The organism is bacterium, from assembly GCA_028821235.1.
GTDB lineage: Bacteria > Actinomycetota > Acidimicrobiia > Spongiisociales > Spongiisociaceae > Spongiisocius.
This window is the reverse complement of sequence record JAPPGV010000038.1, coordinates 1-17,307: the sequence shown is the minus strand read 5'-3', so window position 1 is coordinate 17,307 and position 17,307 is coordinate 1. Positions and strand designations below refer to the sequence as shown.

19 protein-coding genes are annotated in these 17,307 nt (G+C 65.9%); 4 read left to right on the top strand and 15 right to left on the bottom strand.

The features are described 5' to 3' along the window. Positions 1-52 precede the first annotated feature (52 nt). From OXK16_04650 to OXK16_04620, 7 genes are all read right to left on the bottom strand, one after another. Positions 53-607, bottom strand: coding sequence for a hypothetical protein (locus tag OXK16_04650; GenBank protein ID MDE0375236.1), 555 nt, complete (start codon positions 605-607; stop codon positions 53-55). A gap of 95 nt (positions 608-702) precedes the next feature. After that, complete coding sequence (locus OXK16_04645) at positions 703-1,470, bottom strand: SDR family oxidoreductase (GenBank protein ID MDE0375235.1); 768 nt, start codon at positions 1,468-1,470, stop codon at positions 703-705. 16 nt (positions 1,471-1,486) lie between these two features. Then, positions 1,487-2,623, bottom strand: a complete 1,137-nt coding sequence (locus tag OXK16_04640) for a mandelate racemase/muconate lactonizing enzyme family protein (GenBank protein MDE0375234.1) — start codon at positions 2,621-2,623, stop codon at positions 1,487-1,489. Positions 2,624-2,662: 39 nt separating this feature from the next. Next, complete coding sequence (locus tag OXK16_04635) at positions 2,663-3,127, bottom strand: VOC family protein (GenBank protein ID MDE0375233.1); 465 nt, start codon at positions 3,125-3,127, stop codon at positions 2,663-2,665. Then, complete coding sequence (locus OXK16_04630) at positions 3,121-3,861, bottom strand: SDR family NAD(P)-dependent oxidoreductase (GenBank protein MDE0375232.1); 741 nt, start codon at positions 3,859-3,861, stop codon at positions 3,121-3,123. The genes OXK16_04635 and OXK16_04630 overlap by 7 nt, the downstream gene beginning before the upstream one ends. 65 nt (positions 3,862-3,926) lie before the next feature. Continuing rightward, positions 3,927-4,319 (bottom strand): PIN domain nuclease, encoded by a 393-nt coding sequence (locus OXK16_04625; protein MDE0375231.1) that lies wholly within the window; start codon positions 4,317-4,319, stop codon positions 3,927-3,929. After that, positions 4,306-4,536: a type II toxin-antitoxin system VapB family antitoxin gene (locus tag OXK16_04620; protein MDE0375230.1), complete on the bottom strand. Its 231-nt coding sequence runs from the start codon at positions 4,534-4,536 to the stop codon at positions 4,306-4,308. The genes OXK16_04625 and OXK16_04620 overlap by 14 nt, the downstream gene beginning before the upstream one ends. Positions 4,537-4,607: 71 nt before the next feature. Between OXK16_04620 and OXK16_04615 the strand changes: the two genes are divergently transcribed. Both OXK16_04615 and OXK16_04610 read left to right on the top strand, forming a co-directional pair. Next, on the top strand, positions 4,608-5,702 hold the full coding sequence (locus tag OXK16_04615; GenBank protein ID MDE0375229.1) for a creatininase family protein: 1,095 nt from the start codon (positions 4,608-4,610) through the stop codon (positions 5,700-5,702). A 1-nt stretch (position 5,703) separates the two neighbouring features. Then, on the top strand, positions 5,704-6,444 hold the full coding sequence (locus OXK16_04610; protein ID MDE0375228.1) for a 4'-phosphopantetheinyl transferase superfamily protein: 741 nt from the start codon (positions 5,704-5,706) through the stop codon (positions 6,442-6,444). Here the strand turns inward: OXK16_04610 and OXK16_04605 are convergent. Beyond that, on the bottom strand, positions 6,441-8,207 hold the full coding sequence (locus OXK16_04605; GenBank protein ID MDE0375227.1) for a hypothetical protein: 1,767 nt from the start codon (positions 8,205-8,207) through the stop codon (positions 6,441-6,443). The genes OXK16_04610 and OXK16_04605 overlap by 4 nt on opposite strands. Positions 8,208-8,422: 215 nt before the next feature. On the opposite strand from OXK16_04605, the gene OXK16_04600 reads away from it, so the two are divergent. Continuing rightward, a complete protein-coding gene (locus OXK16_04600; GenBank protein ID MDE0375226.1) occupies positions 8,423-9,583 on the top strand; it encodes an MFS transporter in 1,161 nt (386 codons plus the stop codon). Between the two features lie 169 nt (positions 9,584-9,752). Here OXK16_04600 and OXK16_04595 read toward each other — a convergent pair whose 3' ends face one another. Genes OXK16_04595 through OXK16_04585 form a run of 3 tightly spaced genes read right to left on the bottom strand, consistent with a single transcriptional unit; the run spans position 9,753 to position 12,628 of the window. Further along, positions 9,753-10,460, bottom strand: a complete 708-nt coding sequence (locus tag OXK16_04595) for an SDR family NAD(P)-dependent oxidoreductase (GenBank protein ID MDE0375225.1) — start codon at positions 10,458-10,460, stop codon at positions 9,753-9,755. Then, complete coding sequence (locus OXK16_04590) at positions 10,457-11,527, bottom strand: Gfo/Idh/MocA family oxidoreductase (GenBank protein ID MDE0375224.1); 1,071 nt, start codon at positions 11,525-11,527, stop codon at positions 10,457-10,459. The genes OXK16_04595 and OXK16_04590 overlap by 4 nt, the downstream gene beginning before the upstream one ends. Positions 11,528-11,545: 18 nt before the next feature. After that, positions 11,546-12,628 (bottom strand): aryldialkylphosphatase, encoded by a 1,083-nt coding sequence (locus OXK16_04585; protein MDE0375223.1) that lies wholly within the window; start codon positions 12,626-12,628, stop codon positions 11,546-11,548. Between the two features lie 198 nt (positions 12,629-12,826). Here OXK16_04585 and OXK16_04580 point away from each other — a divergent pair, with 198 nt between their 5' ends. Continuing rightward, positions 12,827-13,039 carry a hypothetical protein gene (locus tag OXK16_04580; GenBank protein ID MDE0375222.1) on the top strand — a complete coding sequence of 71 codons (213 nt, stop codon included), beginning with the start codon at positions 12,827-12,829 and terminating at the stop codon, positions 13,037-13,039. 6 nt (positions 13,040-13,045) lie between these two features. On the opposite strand, the gene OXK16_04575 is transcribed toward OXK16_04580, so the two are convergent. The 4 genes from OXK16_04575 to OXK16_04560 form a co-directional block, all read right to left on the bottom strand. Beyond that, the gene (locus OXK16_04575; GenBank protein MDE0375221.1) at positions 13,046-13,921 is read right to left on the bottom strand and encodes an NAD(P)-dependent oxidoreductase; all 876 of its coding nucleotides are present in this window, start codon (positions 13,919-13,921) and stop codon (positions 13,046-13,048) included. Positions 13,922-13,966: 45 nt separating this feature from the next. Beyond that, positions 13,967-14,452: a GNAT family N-acetyltransferase gene (locus tag OXK16_04570; GenBank protein ID MDE0375220.1), complete on the bottom strand. Its 486-nt coding sequence runs from the start codon at positions 14,450-14,452 to the stop codon at positions 13,967-13,969. Positions 14,453-14,600: 148 nt separating this feature from the next. Continuing rightward, complete coding sequence (locus OXK16_04565) at positions 14,601-16,151, bottom strand: sugar ABC transporter ATP-binding protein (GenBank protein MDE0375219.1); 1,551 nt, start codon at positions 16,149-16,151, stop codon at positions 14,601-14,603. Continuing rightward, positions 16,148-17,164, bottom strand: a complete 1,017-nt coding sequence (locus OXK16_04560) for an ABC transporter permease (protein MDE0375218.1) — start codon at positions 17,162-17,164, stop codon at positions 16,148-16,150. The genes OXK16_04565 and OXK16_04560 overlap by 4 nt, the downstream gene beginning before the upstream one ends. Between the last annotated feature and the right edge of the window lie 143 nt (positions 17,165-17,307).

Below are 17,307 nucleotides of genomic sequence, written 5' to 3'. Positions count from 1 at the left end.
GTCACCCGCCTATCCGGATCTGCCGCGCCTGGTGTCCCCTGTCCGCGCTCCCCTAATGGTCTTCCGCGTAAGTGAGCAGCCACTCCCCGTCGAATTGTTCGTAGATGAACACCATGTGCACTGAACCTCCGGAGAAGCGCCCGGAGTGTTCGGTCTCCCACTTGCCTGGGGCGATTTCGGTGGGCGGAGTCATCTCCTGGGCATTGATGGCCATGCCGAAGTTCCTGAAGGACTCCATGTTGGACCGGATTTCCTCCTCCTGCTCCTTCCAGTAGTTCTCCTCGTAGAAGACCTCCAGAGCGTCCGCGTCGTGCGTGTTGTAGACCTCCCACAGCCGCATGGTCTTTTCGCGAAGGTGTTCCACAATGTCCAAGTCGCCCGAGACGGTTTCCCCCGATGCGGGATCGGTGGTGTCGCCGGTCTCGGTCGTCTCGGCAGTCTCGGCAGTCCCGGTGGTCTCGGGCTCCGCTTGAGTTGTGTCAGGAACCGTCTGCACGGATACGGGCGTTTCGGAAACCTCGTCATCAGACGCTTCCTCGGCGCCGCCACCGCACGCAGCCAGCACGACGGACAGCACCAAGATGACCGATGCCAACCTTCTCTTCAACGTTCCACCTACCTCTCGATACAGCTCGGTGCAACACTTGGCATAGCCTATAGGGCTTTACGTGACGGCAAGATCTGTCGAGTCTTGGGTCCCCGTCAGTACATCAGGAAGCCGCCACTGACGTTCAGGGTCGCGCCGCTGACGTAGGAGGCGTGGTCGCTGGCCAGGAACACCACCACCCCTCCCAGTTCCGACGGATCGGCGACCCGCTTGAGCGGGGTTGCCTCCTTGAGGGCTTCGAACACCTCTGGCGCCAGGTCGTCCATGAGCATGGGGGTGTCGACCAGGCCGGGGGCGATGGCGTTGACCCGGATCTGGTGAGGACCGTAGGTGCGGGCCAGGCCTCTCGCCATCGAGACGATGCCACCCTTGGAGGCGCAGTAGACGACCGAGCCCCCGAAGCCGCCTGTCCACCAACCCTGGGAGGAGAACAGGGTGATGCTTCCGCCGTTGCCGGCCTCGATCATCGCGTCGGCCGCCGCACGGCACAGGAAGAAGCTGGCCTTGAGGTTGGTGTCCAGCTGGAAGTCCCAATCGGCCTCGGTCACGTCGTCCACCGAGTCCTGGCGGGACAGCACCGCCGCCAGGTGGGCCAGCGCCTTGAGGCTGCCGAACTCGTCATACGCCCGGGCGATCAGAGCGCCATGAGCATCCAGATCCCTCAGGTCGAGACCCACCGCTAGGTGCCCATCGCCTTCCATCCCGGCCACCACCTCGTCAGCGGCTGCCTGGTGGAGGTCGACCGCCATCACCCGCGCCCCGGCGGTCGCAAGGGCCTCGGCCGCGGCCCGCCCGATCCCTCCGGCGGCCCCGGTGACTATCACGCCCTGCCCTTCGAGCCCGGAAGCCACGCTCCACGTCATGTTCTCTCCTTCGTGCTCAGCCGAGCACCCGTTGGGTGCGGTAGCGGTCCACGACCCTCTCGTCGATTTCGATCCCCAGACCAGGGCCCGACGGCGGGTACACCCAGCCGTCCTCGTGGTCGAACGGCTCGGCCACCAACTCGTGCTGCATCGGGTTCTCGAGCGGCTTGAACTCGAACAGCTTGCAGGCGCTGCTGCTGAAGCTCACCGCCAAGCTGGCCGCCGTGACGATGGAAGACGACCAGGTATGGGCGTTGGCCTGCCGCCGGTGGTGTTCGACCCGGTCGGCCATCCTCTTGAACCCGGTTATGCCCTCCGCCCGGCCGGGATCACACCCGACCACGTCGACCGTCCCGGTCGCCAGCACCCGCTCGAAGCCCCGCAGCGTCCACTCCTTCTCGCCGTAGGCGATCAGGGTCTTGGTCTTGGAACGGAGGTTGGCGTAGCCCTCGGGATCCCAGTCACCCAGGGGTTCCTCTATCCAGTCGACGTCGTACTCGTCGAAGGCCTGGGTCCGCTTGATGGCGGTCATCACATCCCATTTGATCACCCATCCCAGGTCGATCATGAGGCTCCTGTCGGGTCCGATCGCCTCCCGCATCTGGCGCACGTACTCGACATCGCGATCGTGCTCGAACCCGAGGTGGGCGTTGCCCCGCTTGCCGAAGCCGACCTTCACACCCTGGAGACCGGTGGACAGCCACTCGACTGCCTCCTCGGCCATCTCGGGGATCGACTCGTAGTGGGCGTGGGACGATGCGATGCCCGGCAACCGTTCGTGGACCGGCCCACCCAGCAGGTCGAGAACGCTCGCGCCGAGGGCCTTGCCCTTCAGGTCCCACAGTGCGATGTCGAGCGCCGCGATCGCGAAGCTGGCGATACCGCCCTCGTAGCCGTACCACCAGGCGCGGTCCTTCAGGGACCGGAAGATCACGTCGTTGTGAACCGGGTTCTTGCCGATCACCAGATCCGACATACCCTCGATGATCGACGCCGTGGCGAAGCTCGACTCGGGCCACATGGTGACCGACTCGCCCCAACCCACCGTCCCTTCGTCGGTGGTCAGTTTCACCAGGCAGAGATGGCGGATGGCGTTGAAGTCGTTCGGTTCGGGGTAGCTGACCGGGATGGCTTCGACTCTTGCAACCTTCATGGGTCTCCTGCGGATTCGCCTGCTCGTAGTCGTGCGATGCTACCGGCCGGCCCCCACCGGCTTGAACAACTCCAGCGTGATGCCGTCAGGATCGCGCAGGTAGCAGGCCTTCACCCCGGTGTTGGGACCGGCGGTCACCTCCACCGGGCCCGGGCTGATCGGGGTGGCGCCGCTCCGGATGGCCCGATCCCACATCTCCTCGATGTCGTCCACCTCGATGCATATGTGGACGTTGCCGGGATTGGCGGTCTCCGGAGGGTTGGGGTTCTTGTCGTCGACCTGGTAGTCGAGGATCTCGAGCACGGCACCGCCGGGGAGGTCGATGATGGCGACGTCGATACTGACACCGGGATAGCCGGTCACCCGGCCGAGGTAGGGGGCGCCGAGGACTTGGCGCCAACGCTCCTCGATGCCCAGGAAGGAGCGCCAGAACTCCACTGACCGGCCCACGTCTCGAACGGTTATGCCGATGTGGTGTATCCGCCGCAGGTTCTCGATCACCATGTGACGTAGCCTCCTCCGTAGTTCACCGACTGGCCGGTCATGTATCCGGGCTTCTCGCCGAGCAGGAACCATATCAACCCGGCCAGTTCCTCAGCCGAGGCGGTTCTCCCCAGCGGCACGGAGGCATTGCGGGCAACGGTCAGCTCCTCGACGGTCATGCCCCGGAGAGGCGCCACCTGCTCGAGCACCCTGTCCTGCATCGGGGTGTCGATGATGGCGGGGCACACCGCGTTGACCCGGACCGGGATCTTGGCGAGCCCGTAGGCGAAGGAGCGGGTGATCGACAGGATGGTGGTCTTCGAGGCCGCGTAGATCGCCGCCTCCACCGTGTTGGACAGCTTGGCGGAGCTGGAGGACAGGTTGACGATGGCGCTGCCCGGCGGCATGGTCGGCCCGATTCCCTGGCACAGGAAGAAGATTGCCTCGGCGTTGATGGTGAAGATGTCGCGCCAGTCGTCGACCGTGAACTCGGACAGGGCCTTGAGGCGGATGATCCCCGCCGCGTTGACCAGGTAGTCGATCCCCTGGCCCGCCTCGATGGCCCTCATCCGATCCTCGAGGTCGGCCAGGTCGGCCACCAGCGGCTCGGCACCGGCCGCGGTGATCCGCTCCAACCCCGCCTCGTTGACGTCGACGGCGATGACAGAACATCCCTCATCGAGCAACCGTCGGGCAACCGCCTCCCCGATCCCGCTCGCCGCTCCCGTCACCATCGCCCGCGGTCGTGATCCCATTCTGTGGTCCTCTCTCCGGCGTCCGATACCTTAGGCGCTGTCGAGGCTCCGAGACTCCACCCGCGTCAGGTTGTGACCATCCGGAGTGGTGTGTGCCTGGCGATGTGCCCGAAGTCGCGGTCATGGTGCAGCACCGGCACATCGAGGCGGATTGCGGTGGCCGCGATCAAGGTGTCGATCTGCGAGCGAACCACCACTCCGCGCCATCTGAGCTCCCGGTAGATGGTTGCGGCATCGAGCCAATCGAGCTTGGGGGACAACGCCTCCAAATGTTGTGCTTCCAGCAGTCGCTGCGTGCGCGCCACGGCGTCGCGGCGGGAGCCCGCCATCACCTCCATCAGGATCGGGTCGATGACGATCACCTCGCTTGCGGAGATGGCCTGCCGTAAACGTCCCGCCGGGAAGGAACCGGTCCCTCTCAAGAACTCGATCCAGGCGGACGTGTCAGCTATCAGCACCCTCGTCCCAGCCGCCGAACCGGTTCGACCGCATGGCGTCCAGGTCTCCGTCCCACCCGACGCCCTCCATACCCAGCTGCTCCTCGACGCTCATCGGTCCGCCCCCGAGGAGGCGTTCCAACGCGAGGTGCACCGCTTCACGCTTGGTGCGCAGTCCGAAGGTCCGCATGGCGCGGTTGACGAGATCATCGTCGATGTAGATGTTGGTCCGAGCCATCCCCGGATAATACACCACTATGTGTAGCTTGGTGTAAGAACCGTTCTTCGAGGTGCTCCTAGGATACGCCCGTGGCCGATCCGTCCCTCGACCCCACCGCTTACGAGTTCGTGCGCCCGGCCCGGATGCGGGAGGTACTGGAGGAGGCACCCATCGCCTTCCTCCCGGTCGGGTGCGTCGAGTACCACGGGCCTCACCTCCCGCTCGGCGTGGACATGCTGACCGCCGACAACCTCTGCCACCGGACCGCCGCCGTCACGGGCGGCGTGGTCCTCCCGCCCCTCTGGCTGGCGTCGGGCGTGCTGCCGCTGCCGCACGGAATAGTGGTCGATGTGAGCGTGCTCCGGGCGGTCGTCCGGCCCATCCTGCGCCAGCTTGCCGAGGGCGGCTTCAAGGTGATCGTGGTCTTCTCCGGGCACGGGGCCCTCGACCATCTCCACGTGCTCCGGAAGGAGACCGACCGGCTGATGGACGAGTTCCCGGACGTGAACGCCCTCACCACGGTGTGGAACGAGCTCAACGCCGGCATGGAGGGCGACATCCACGACCACGGCGCCAAGGTGGAGACCTCCTACCTGATGGAGTTCCATCCCGACACCGTCGACCTCGCCACCCTCGAGGACGATCCGGAGGCCGAACATGTCGGCATCTACGCCGCCAACCCCCGCTTCACCGCCAGCCGGGAGTGGGGCAGGACCATGTCGGACCACGCCGTCGGGCGTCTTGCCCGGCTCATCGAGGGGTTCTCGAAGGGCGAGAGGGCCGACAGCTGGATGATGCTCCGGGAGCTCGTGGAGCGCTTGCAGGCGGGCGATCTGGAGGTCGTCGAGGACTCGGGCCGGATCCGTAACGGATCGGTGAGCTTCGAGCTGTACAACCCGCACCCGCAATCCAAGTACATCACGGCGATCGACTCGCTGACCATCGACGGGCATCAGGTCGATCTGACCGGCGCGACGTTCGCCAATCCATCGATCGGCGAGGGCCACACCAATACCCACGTCGACAGGCTGGGTCCGCTCACCGGCTTCTACATACGCCGGGACCAGAGGATGGTCATCACCCTCCCGCACGCCCGTGCCGGATCAGGGAACCACGAGGTGGAGGCCCGCTTCGTGCTCGCCGACGTCATGGAGATCGGCGCTCGAGGCTCCCTCCGAGCGTGATGTGACCGAGTCCGGTACCGGATCCTGGTGGCGGCCCTACCGGCGGATCGACGACGCCACCGTCTTCCATGTCGACCTGAGGCCCCATGCCGATCACAAGGCGGAAGCGCTCGCCTGGCTGGACGAGGCGGAGCGGATCAGGCTGCAGAAGTTCCGGATCCCCGGCCCGGCGCGGAGGTTTGCCCTGTGCCGGGCGGCACTGCGAAAAGTGCTGGCGAACCGGCTGGCGTGCCGTAGCGAACGCATCACGTTCGGCGCCGGCGATCACAAGAAGCCCTTCGCCGTGGTCGATGACGTCCCGGCTGCGATCAGCTTCAATATCAGCCACAGCGGTGATCACGGGTTGATAGCGGTCAGGCCCCGGGGACGTCTAGGGGTAGATATCGAGCAGCGCCAACCCCGCCGGCACATGGACCTGCTGATCGAGACGGTCTTCACCGAGACGGAACAGGCGGCTTTCACAACCACGGAGGGTCGAGATCGAACGAACCTGTTCCTCGACTTCTGGACCATGAAGGAAGCGCTCATCAAGGCTCTCGGCACCGGTTTGTACACCGACCCCGCCACGTTCGAGATTCCACCGGCGATGCAACGCGGGATGAAGCGAGGCACCTTCCGGTTTCCGGACCTCCCGACGGTGACCTGGCAACTGGACAACATCGGCAACGAGAACTTCGCGGCTGCAGTAGCCCGTGAAGTGCTTCCGGAGTCCGCGCCTACTGGCGAACCCGCGGCGTGCTAGACCTCGACCCGCACGGTGACGATCTCCGCGCCGTGATACTTCCGGTGGCGTATGGAGGTGGCGTAGTGCCGCAGGAGACGGAAGGAAATCTCCCGCTCGTCCGGTAGATCGCTCCGCTCGTCAAGGTAGGAAAGGCGATCCTCCAGGTTGTCCTCCACATAGACGGTGATGTAGTCCAACTCGACGGCTCCTTGATCGGGACGCGCCACTATGACCAGGCGGGCCGGAGCATCATCGGCCGGTTGCGGGTCTGCGGGTTGTAACAAACTCGACAGCGTTTCCTCGCCGGCGGCCCGCAGCAGATCGGTCGAGGCCGCGTTCCACCCCATTCCGGTAGCTACCTCGGTGAGGTGGCGATCTATCTCGGGCAGGGCGGACATGTCCAGCCGGACCTCGAGACGAGCCGGGCGGCGACCGGTGGCCTCGATGAACAGGGTAAGGCCAAGGGCGATCAGCGCTCCCAACGTCATCCCGGAGTCCAGCGAGGCGCCCCAAGTCTCGCCGAGCAGGTCACTGAAGACACCCCGACCGTCCATGCCGACGCCGATCGAGAACGCCAGCGCCACCACGAGGGCCTTCCGGTGGTCGAGACCGTCGCGGAGCACCGTCCTTATGCCCTCCACGAAGAGCATTCCCATTAGAACGAGCAGGTAGGCCCCCATGACAGGCCTCGGAATGGTCAGTAGGAAAGCCACCAGCTTGGGCAGAAACGCGAATACCGCCAGGAACGCACCCATCAGGTACCCGACCCGGCGGGACGCCACCCCGGTGAAACCGGCAAGGCCCGCGGTCGTCGCAGAGCCCACGGACATGGGAGGGATGCCGGTGATCGCGGACAGGAGCGAACCCGCCCCGTTGGCGTTCAGGAGTCCCTGGACCATCCGGAAGTCGCTGGTCCGAGGTTGCCGTCGCGACACCTGCTGGATGACTCCGCCGTCCCCGATGTTCTTGATACCGACCACCACGCTGATGATCACGAAGGCCGGCACGAGGCCCCAGAACTCCGCACCCGGCGTCAGGTCGAGTCCGGGCAACTGGATCCGGGGGATACCCAGCCAGGGAGCGTCAAGCACCGGCCCGAAGTCGTAGCTCCCCATCAGCACCGCCGTCATACAACCGACCACGATCCCGATGAGCGAAGTCCAGAGCCGCAAGATGCCGACACCACGCAGGACAAGCCCGGCGATCACCGCCAGCGTGACGGTTGCGATGACCACCCCGGCCGCGGGCGGCGCGCCGGACGGAACTTCATCCAACCTGTCGAACGCGACCGGAAGGATGGTGGCCGCGATGAGCATCAGCACCGTGCCAGTGACCACCGGGGTTATCAGAACCCGCAGCGAGGAGAGCCACCCTGCCAGCCCGAACTGGATCAGGGCCGCAACTAGGAGCAAGCTGGCCAGCAATGCCATCCCCCCTCTGGACAGCGCCAGGAGGGAGACCGCTATATAGCTCGGCGAAACGAGAGCTACGACGAGGTGCCCGGTGCCCAACCGGCCAATCCGGGCCCCCTGGAGAGCCGTGGTGAGCCCGCCCACCAGCAGGGCTGCGAACACCGACCATTCGAGGTAACTGTCGGGCTGGCCGGCTGCCCCGGCGATAACAGCCACGATGACCACCGCAGTCGGCAGGATGAGCATGACGCCTTGGATGGCAACACCGGCCGTTAACGGGAGCGGGCACCAGTCATCGGACTCGTACCGGATGTTCTCGTTGACTCGCACCTTCCGTACTCCATCCGCCATGTCGCCGCCACGGACCACCGCTCGGGATCGTACGCGGACGACGTTAGCCCCCGTTGCCCATAAGGCCGTTCCAAGGCCAGGTTGCGGGACCGGCACCCATCGGTGTAGAGCGAGGCCTATGGCCAGGCGTCTACTCTCCGACCGGTGAACTCATCCACTTGGACGGGTTGATGGTCGGTCCTGATCCGCACACTGAGCATGGCGAAACAGTTCGTGCGTCCCCCGGATGGTTGATGATTCCGGGGTTGGTGGTCGGGCACTCGGTCTTCCACTGGATCGCGCAGAGCTTTGTGGTGGTGCTTCCCGAGATCCAGCAGGCCTTCAACCTCAGCAGCGTCGCCGTCGGTGGCATCCTGTCCGCTCGGGAACTGGCCAGCGGCCTGGTGAAGATACCGGCGGGGGTGGCGTCCGACGCCCTGGCAAGATACTGGCGCTGGCTGCTGGCCGCATGTCTGGTAGCGGGCGGGTCGGGAGCTCTCGTCATCGGAGTCTCGAACAGCTACGCCCCGGTCGTGGCCGGAATGATCACCGTGACAATCGCCCACTCGGTATGGCACATGCCCGCGTCCGCATCGCTGTCGCATCACTTCCGGCTCCGGCGCGGGATGGCGTTGTCGTTCCATGGCATCGGGGGCGGCGTGGGGGACGCCCTCGGTCCCATCGCCACCGGGGCCCTCCTGCTGATCATGACCTGGCGGGAGTTGCTGACCACCTACTCCTTGGCGGCCTTCGGTCTGGGGGCGATCGCCATCTGGGCCTACAGCCACACCGGCCGCACACCCACCCCCCACGGGCCGGCGGTCGGGCAGCGGATGGAACTCACCAGCCGGCTGGTGAAGAACCCCGTCCTCTGGCGGCTGGCCCTCGTTTACGGCCTGCGGGCCATGGCGTTGGTGGCCCTCGTCACCATCCTGCCTCTCTACCTCGACAACGAACTGGCGCTGAGCCCGGCCTCCCGGGGGTTCCACGTCGGACTGCTCATCGTCATAGGGCTCTTGACCAAACCGGTGGTCGGCTACCTGTCAGACCGGTTGGGACGCAAGCAGGTGATGGTTCCGGGGTTAGTCTGGTCCGCGGCGATGGCACTCTCCTTGACCGTATTCGACACGGGCGTGCCCCTCACCGCCGCTGTCGCCCTGCTCGGACTGTTCCTCTATCCCGACCAGCCTGTGCTGACCGCTTCGGTCTTCGATCTCGTGGGACCGGACGTGGGTAGCACCGCCCTGGGCCTTGTCTCCTTCTCGGGCGGTCTGATGGCCGCGGCCTCCCCGCTCATCGCCGGCGTGCTCTATCAGGCACGGGGATTCGGCACGGTAGCCACCTACGCAGCGATCCTCTTCGCACTATCAGCGCTCACATTTGGGACGATGCCGGTCGCCGAACCCGCCCGTTGAATCGTTCGCGCGCACCACCAAGGCCCGACACTGCTATAACGCGCCCGCCTGCGCGTATCGACTCCCGCTTCCGCCGGATCTGGCCAAAAAAACCAGTCCCGACCCACCGAGCCGAGATCCACAAAAGATTGAGACGCAGCGCGCAGCGCCGGGGCAAGGCCAGGAGGTCTCAGGTCATGATCCAGCCGCCGTTCACGTCGATGGTGGCGCCGTTGACGTAGGCGGCTTCGTCGGATGCGAGGAACGCCACCACGGTGGCCACCTCCACCGGCCGGGCGAAGCGGCGCAGGGGGATGTCGGCGGTGATCCTGGCTTCGATGGAAGGGTCACGCTCGAAGATGCCGGCTGCCATCGGGGTGAGGATCGCCCCCGGCGTGATGGCGTTGGCCGTCACACCCCTGGGCCCGAGGTTACGGGCGAAGTTCTTCGTGAAGGCGACGAGACCGGCCTTGGCGGCCGAGTAGACAGCCGAGTCCGCCAGACCGCCAGTGCGGGCGCCGATGCTCGAGATGTTGACGATCCGGCCCCATCCCCGGTCCGCCATCAGCGGACCCAGTTCGCGGCCCAGCAGGAACGGCGCTCGCAGGTTCACGGCCATCACGTGCTCGTAATCGCCCATGTCGAACGTCTCTAGCGGTTCCTGGACGAGGACCGCCGCGTTGTTGACCAGGACGTCGACCTCCCCTGCCTCGGAAACCACCCGCAGGCACTCGTCGATCCGGCTCAGGTCGGCCACGATCACGTCGGCTAGAGCGGTATCCGAGTGGGGCTTGATGTCAATACCCACCACCCGGAGGCCGGAGGCGGCCAGTTGCCCGGCGATCGCCCGCCCGATCCCCTGGGCGGTTCCGGTTACCAGCGCGGTACGGGACGTCATCGGCGATCCACCCGGGCCGCCTCGCCGGTCAGGGTGCTGCGGTAGGCCGCCTCGGTTACCTCGACGGCCCGCGCTCCCACATGCCCCGGAGAGCAGTTCCGCACATCCTGGCCGAGAGCCAGATCGACCAGGGCGTGCACCGGCCCGTCGCAGTCGTAGTCCCCGGCATACTCGTCAAGATCGAGCCGGACCGCGTCACCTCCCCCTCGGTACCAGTACACCAGCTCACGGCCCACATCCACCGAGACCATCGCCTCCGACCCGATGATCCGGACCGCCAACACGTGCTTGTTGCCGTAGTAGCCCAAGTGGCAAGAACTTCCCGAGACGGTGGCGATCCCTCCGTTCGAGAAGCGGACGGTGATGGCGTCGTGCAGCTCCACCGGCGCCTGAAGGGGTGATGACATGAAGGCGAACGCTTCGGTGGCACGCACATCCTCAGCCAGCCAGAAGGCCAGCCCTAGGGCATGGGAGAGCTGGGCCTGCGCGTAGCCCCCTCCGGACACGGTGGGGTCCATGTAGGTCTCGGGCCGGGCGGTCGCCACTGACGACCCGGCCTCGTACGGAGCCCCGACGGCCAGCAGTTCACGGGCGGCCGAGGACATGTCGATCATGATGTGCTCCACCTCACCGAACCCACCCCCCTCCTCGACGAGTTCCTTGGCCCGAAGGACCATCGGCTTGTAGTTCCAACCCAATGCCAGCAGCAGATGCCTATCGAGACGGTCTGCCGTTTCCACCAGGTCCCACGCCTCCACCGGGTCCAGCGTGAACGGCTTCTCGACCAGGACATGGGCGCCGGAGAGCATCGCCGCCATGGCATGCTCGTAGTGGAACCGGTTGGGGCTCGAGACGATGCAGATGTCGAGTTGCTGATCGAGCACCTCGCGGTAGTCGGTGGCCGCCATCCGGAAGCCGAACTCACCGGCCACCCAGTCGAGCAACTCGCGGTCGGGGCGGGCCACCCCGACGAGTTCGACCTCCTCCGATCGTTGCGCGAGGTTGGGAATGTGCGAGGCGACAGCCCAAGATCCCGCCCCGATCACACCGGCCCTGAGCCTCGCCATGGAACCGCCCCGTCCGGCTCAGTGCGCGTTCATGGGGAACACCCGACGGGGGTTCTCCACCAGGAGCGTTCGCAAGACCTCCTCGGTGGTCCCCCGCCGTCTCATCCAGGGGACGATGTTCTCGAGGATGTGGTCGTAGCCGTGTCCGCCGTAGCGGTGGAGCCGGTGTTTGGTGCAGATGTCCATGGAGATCAAGAGCCTCTCCGCGTGGCCATGCTCGATCAACAGGTCCAGCCAGTCGAGCCGCTCGGCGTCGCTGATCATGGAGAGTCCGGGCGGCCGGCTGGGAACGAGGCCGGCCGGTGTCCTCTCCGCCACCGTGGGGTACATGGAGGTCTCCGCGCCGAACAGGTCGTACTCCATGTAGCAGCCGCTCTCCGCGAACCGGAGCACTGCGTCGGCCTCCAGGATGGTCCGGTCCATGTGGGCCATGATGATCTTGTCCGTCGGCATCCCGACCTGGGTGAGGACGGACAGTATCTCGGCCGGGGCGTGGGGATGGCGACCCGGATGGACCATCACGGCGGCGCCGGTCTCGATCGAGGCCAAGGCAGCGCCACGGAGGACCTTCCGCTCGTCGTCGCGCAGCGGCCAGAAGCAACCTATCTCACCGATGAACCCGGCCCGCACCCCCGTGTAGTCGATGCCCTCGGTGAGCTCCCCGATCATCTCGGCTGCCAGATCCTCTTCCGAGCGGCTGCCCATGTCCGGAGGATGGGTCTCGGCGACGTAGAAGCCGGTACCGGCCACGATCCGGACCCCGCTCCCCCGCGATATCCGCACCAGAGCGCGCGGGTCGCGGGCGATGTAGCGAGTGGTGGGGTCGATGAGCGTGTCACCCCCGGCCCGGTAGTACCAGGCAGCCTCCTCCCGGGCGGTCTCCTCGTCGTAGAGCTTTAGATTGTCCACGTTGGAGGTCCAGTACTGGCGCACCCACTCGATGTTCCGCTCCGATACCGGCTCGTAGGCCCGGTGGCGCTCCGAAGCCTCCAACGGCTCCACGAACGAGGGGTTGAGCAACAGCAGATGCTCGTGCGGCATCGTCACCCCGAGTTCCTCCGGGGCGATCGCCCCGGTGACGGTCTGGACAACTGCGGTCATTCGGGGATGTCCTCTCTACTGCTCCTCAACACTGCGGGATGCAGCTACAGCTAGTCGGTGATCGTACCGAATCGGCCCGATGCGGTTGGCGACATGGCTCCGCCTCGCAGCCGCGCGCCCGCCAATTGTGCTCCGGAAGGGGGTTGAAACAGTGGCATCGTTGTTGCATATTGCCTGTCAACAAACGCGACGAGCGCCATGAGCGCTAACCTGGATTCACTTGGAGTGATGATGGCAACAGCTACCGAAGGCTATGTGGATGCCCGGGCGGACGAAGCTCGGACCCGGACGCTCTTGGACGTGGAACAGACCATGAGCCGCTGGATACGGTGGACGATCATGGCCATATTCGCCTCCGCGGGGCTCACAATCGGGGCTGTCACGTTGGTGGTGTCTCTCCTCGTCAGATGAACCCGATCACCTCTCGAGACCGGCCTCGGTTTCGAGATGGCTACAGAGGACGGCGGCGTCGAAGTCCCCCATGCCGGCGGCGCTCGTACGGCGGTAGACCTCGAGCGCCGTGTCGAGCAGCGGCGTAGGGGAGCCGGCGCTTGTCGCGAAGTCCTTGATGATCTCGGCGTCCTTGACGAGGAGGTCGAGGCGGCCCGCCGGCGGGTAGTCATCGATCACCATCATCGGACCCCTGATCTCGAACATCTTCGAGGAGCCGGTACTGTCCTCGGCCAGTCGCTGCACGGTCGCCGGGTCCATGCCAGCTGCCATGCCCAGAACGTGGGCCTCCGCGGCAACCAGGGTATGCACCACCACCAATAGGTTGGCGATGTACTTCATCTTCGACCCGTTCCCGAACTCCCCCAGGTAGTGACTCGACCGGCCGATGGCCGTGAACACTGCGCGGGCCCGGTCGAAGCCCTCGCGACTCCCGGATGCGAACACCACAAGGGTGCCTTCGGTCGCCTGGAGCCCGGTTCCTGAGACCGGGGTATCCATCAGTTCGATACCGGACGCTGCCAGGACATCCCTGGCCGCGATCTTGGCTGCGAGGGGGAAGGTCCCGGTCTCCAGGCAGAGCAGGCCCTCGCGGGCTCGGGCCGCCACCTGGGAGGCAACGTCGGCCAGGGCCGACTGGGTGGGCAACGAGAAGATAACGATCCCGGAGGCGGCTCCCACGGCCCCCGCCGAATCCTCGATCCGGACACCGGCTTCGGCTGCGGAGGATCTCCGCCGCGGGTCGATATCGAACCCTACGACCGTGTGACCGGCCGCAACCAGGTTGGTCGCCATGGCTGAGCCCATGACCCCGAGCCCGACTACTCCAACCATCTCGGTCATCTGTTGCTCCTTCGAACGGAAGGGTCGCCCGGTCTACTAAAGCGGTCAGGGAAGAGCATCCCACTGCTCCCGGGTGTATTGCCGGCCGGGATATGCCACCCGGTCGAACGGCCATTCGTCATCAACCCACCGACGCACCGTCTCGTAGAGTTCCGCATCGAGTCGGGTGTCCGCCTCGCTCGCTCGAACCCACATCGATGCCTCCGCGTCAAACCCCTCTTTGGATGGCGGGTCGATGTAGAGACAACCGAGTTGTACGCTCTCGTCGAGGCTCATTACCACGAAGGCGAAGGATCGACGGAGTTGGCCCTCCTTCTGGTGCCAAGCCAGATCGATCATGTCCTGCGTCAGCGTCAGGTCATGGCTCGGCCAACCGGGAGAGCTGAATAGGCAACCCCTGAGGTGATCGACGCTGGTCATCACCGCGTCATAGTCCTTGAAGGTGTCATGGATCGTTATCGGCCGGATCCTGAAGCTCTTGGTCTCGACCCCGTATGGGACCTCCATGTCACGCGGGATGAGCCTCGCCACGTCACCTCCCGAGAGCGGTTTCCATTGCCGCGGGGCACGACCCCGATAACGCCCCTTCACAGGCTCGTCACTCCTGTAGCGAGGATAGTGTCGGCTCGGACCCTCGTCTTCGAGTTGCCGATGAACCACCGCAGGGGAGCGGCGTTATCTACCCGGCCGCGGCAGCCTCTACGGTGTCCTCAGCGGCCTGGCGGATGAGTTGGGCCCGGTCCACCTCGCTCGCCCGGTGGCGCGCAACGACGCGGCCCCGTGACATGACCACGATGGTGTCGGAGATTCTGACCACTTCCTCGATGTCCGACGTGACGATGAGCACCGCGATGCCCTCATCGGCGAACCTCCGCAGCACGTGATATATCTGCGCTCGGGCGCCCACGTCCACCCCGCGCGTCGGCTCGGCCAGCACCAGCAACCTCGACTCGCGCTCCAGCCAGCGCCCCAATACCACCTTCTGCTGGTTTCCCCCGGACAGGGTGTCGACGATCTGGGTGGCGCCTCCCTTGCCTCGGATGTCCAGGGTCTCGTACCACCTCTCGAACACCTTGGCGGTGGCCATCGGGGGCAGCAGACCGGCCTTCGTCATCCACGGCCAGGACGCCACGCTCAGGTTCTCGGCCACGTTCAGGACGGTGAGCAACCCGTCGGTCTTGCGGTCGATCGGGACGAACCCGATCCCGAAGCGGGCGATGGCATCCTTGGGCGAGGTGGGCTGGCCGCTCCGGTCGCCCACGCGCATGGAGCCGGCGGTCATCTCGCGGAGGCCGAAGACCGCCTCGGCCAGTTCCAAGGCTCCGCAGCCGATCCTCCCGAAGAGCGAGAGGATCTCCCCCTCCCGAACCTCCAGGTCCACATCCTTGAAGACCCCCTCCGACGTGGCCCCTTCGATGGTCAGGACGGGCTCGCCGATCTCGTGGCCTTCCCCGCGCAGGGAGGCGACCTCCTCCACCAGTTCGTGCCCGACCATGGCCTCGACCATCTCCTTGCGGCCGAACTTGCTGACCGGTCCCTCGGCGACCGCGTCCCCGTCCCGGAAGACCAGCACGTTGTCGGCGATCCGCTCCACCTCGTCGAGCCGGTGGGTTATGTAGATGATGGCCACGCCTCGGGCCTTCAAACGTTCTATGAAGGCGAAGAGCGCATCCGTCTCCTCGAGGGTCAGCGCCGAAGTCGGCTCGTCCAGGATCAGGAGGCGGGCGCTTCCGGCGAGCGCCCGGGCGATCTCCAGCACCTGGCGCTCGGCCACCCCGAGGTTGCCCACCAGAGCACGGATGGGCAACTCTATGCCGAGCTTTTCGAGGATCTCCCTCGCGTCGCGACGCACCCGGGACCAGTCCACCAGGCCGAAACGGTTGCGCGGCAGCCGGCCCAGAGACAGGTTCTCGGCCACCGTGAGATCGGGCGCGTCCGAGAACTCCTGGTAGATGACCCGGAGCCCGTAGGCGCCGGCGTCGCGCGGGCTGCGGATGTCCGCCTCCTCGCCATCGATCACTATGACGCCGGCATCCCGCTTGTAGTCACCCGCCAGGATCTTGATGGCGGTCGACTTACCGGCGCCGTTCTCGCCCAGGAGAGCCAGGACCTCTCCACCCTCCACCGTGATGTCCACGCCGTGGAGAACCTCCACCCCGCCGAAGCTCTTGCGGAGTCCGGTAGCCCGGAGTTCGAGCCTCTGGTTCAGCGCTCCGTTCTCTGACGTCATGATCCGCTCAGCCGCAGCCTCACCTGGTCGAGCCCCACCGCCGCCACCAGGACCACACCCGTTGCGACGTCCTGCCAGAACGACGAGATGCTCAGCAGGGTCAGCCCGTTCTGCATGATGCCGAGGATGAAGACACCGAGGACCGTACCCGGTATGGTGCCCCGCCCGCCGGAGAGGCTGGCGCCACCGAGGATGATGGCGGCCACCACCTCGAGCTCCACGCCCGTCGCTGCGTTCCCGGAGGCGGCGTCCAATTGGGACGCCAGGATCAGCCCGGCCAGGCCGGCCAGGAGACCGCTGATGATGAACATGACGAAGATGGTCGGCTTCTGGCGGATACCGGACAGCCGGGCCGCCGTCGGGTTGCTACCGATCGCGTACACGGATCGGCCGAAGCGCGTGTAGCGGACCACGAACCACGCCAGCACGGTTATCAGGACGAACATGACGATCTGGGCCGGTACACCGAGGATGTCGTTGGTGATGAAATCGACCTTGCCGTTCATCCTGATCGTCTGGCCGTTGGAGAAGAGGCGCGCCAGCCCCCTGTATCCCAGCCAGGTACCAAGGGTGACCACGATCGAGGCGATACCCGCGTAGGCGGAGAGCACCCCGTTGAATATCCCGGCCAGAAGGCCTACGGCGAGGGCGGCCAGGATGGCGGCCGCGGCGCTGTTCTCCTCGGCCACGACGCCTGCGATGCAGCCGCACAGCGCAGCCCCTGACGCCACCGACAGGTCGAAGTTGCCCGATATGAGTAGCAGGGTGCCCGGTGCGGCGAGGATGCCCAGGACCGAGACCGAGAGCAGCACGTTGCGCATGTTGCGGGTGGTGAGGAAGAACTCGCTGCCCTGCCAGAAGATGAACCCGAGGATCACCAGGACCACGATGAGAACGACTTCGGGCGGCATCGCCACGAATATGCGAGCGATCCGGGCCCGCCCGCTGATGCCTGCTACTGGCGCGGCATCCGGCGAGCCGGCCCCACCCTCTCCGACCGGCGTTTCGTCCATAACCTGCTCTCGCTCCTAACGGAAAAGCGGGGGCGGCAACAAGACTCGCTTGCGCCGCCCCCTGTTTGCTTACTGTCTACCTCAGCCTGGGTAGAACTGGTCGATGTTGTCCGCGCTCACAAAGATGTGGTTCACGTACAGCG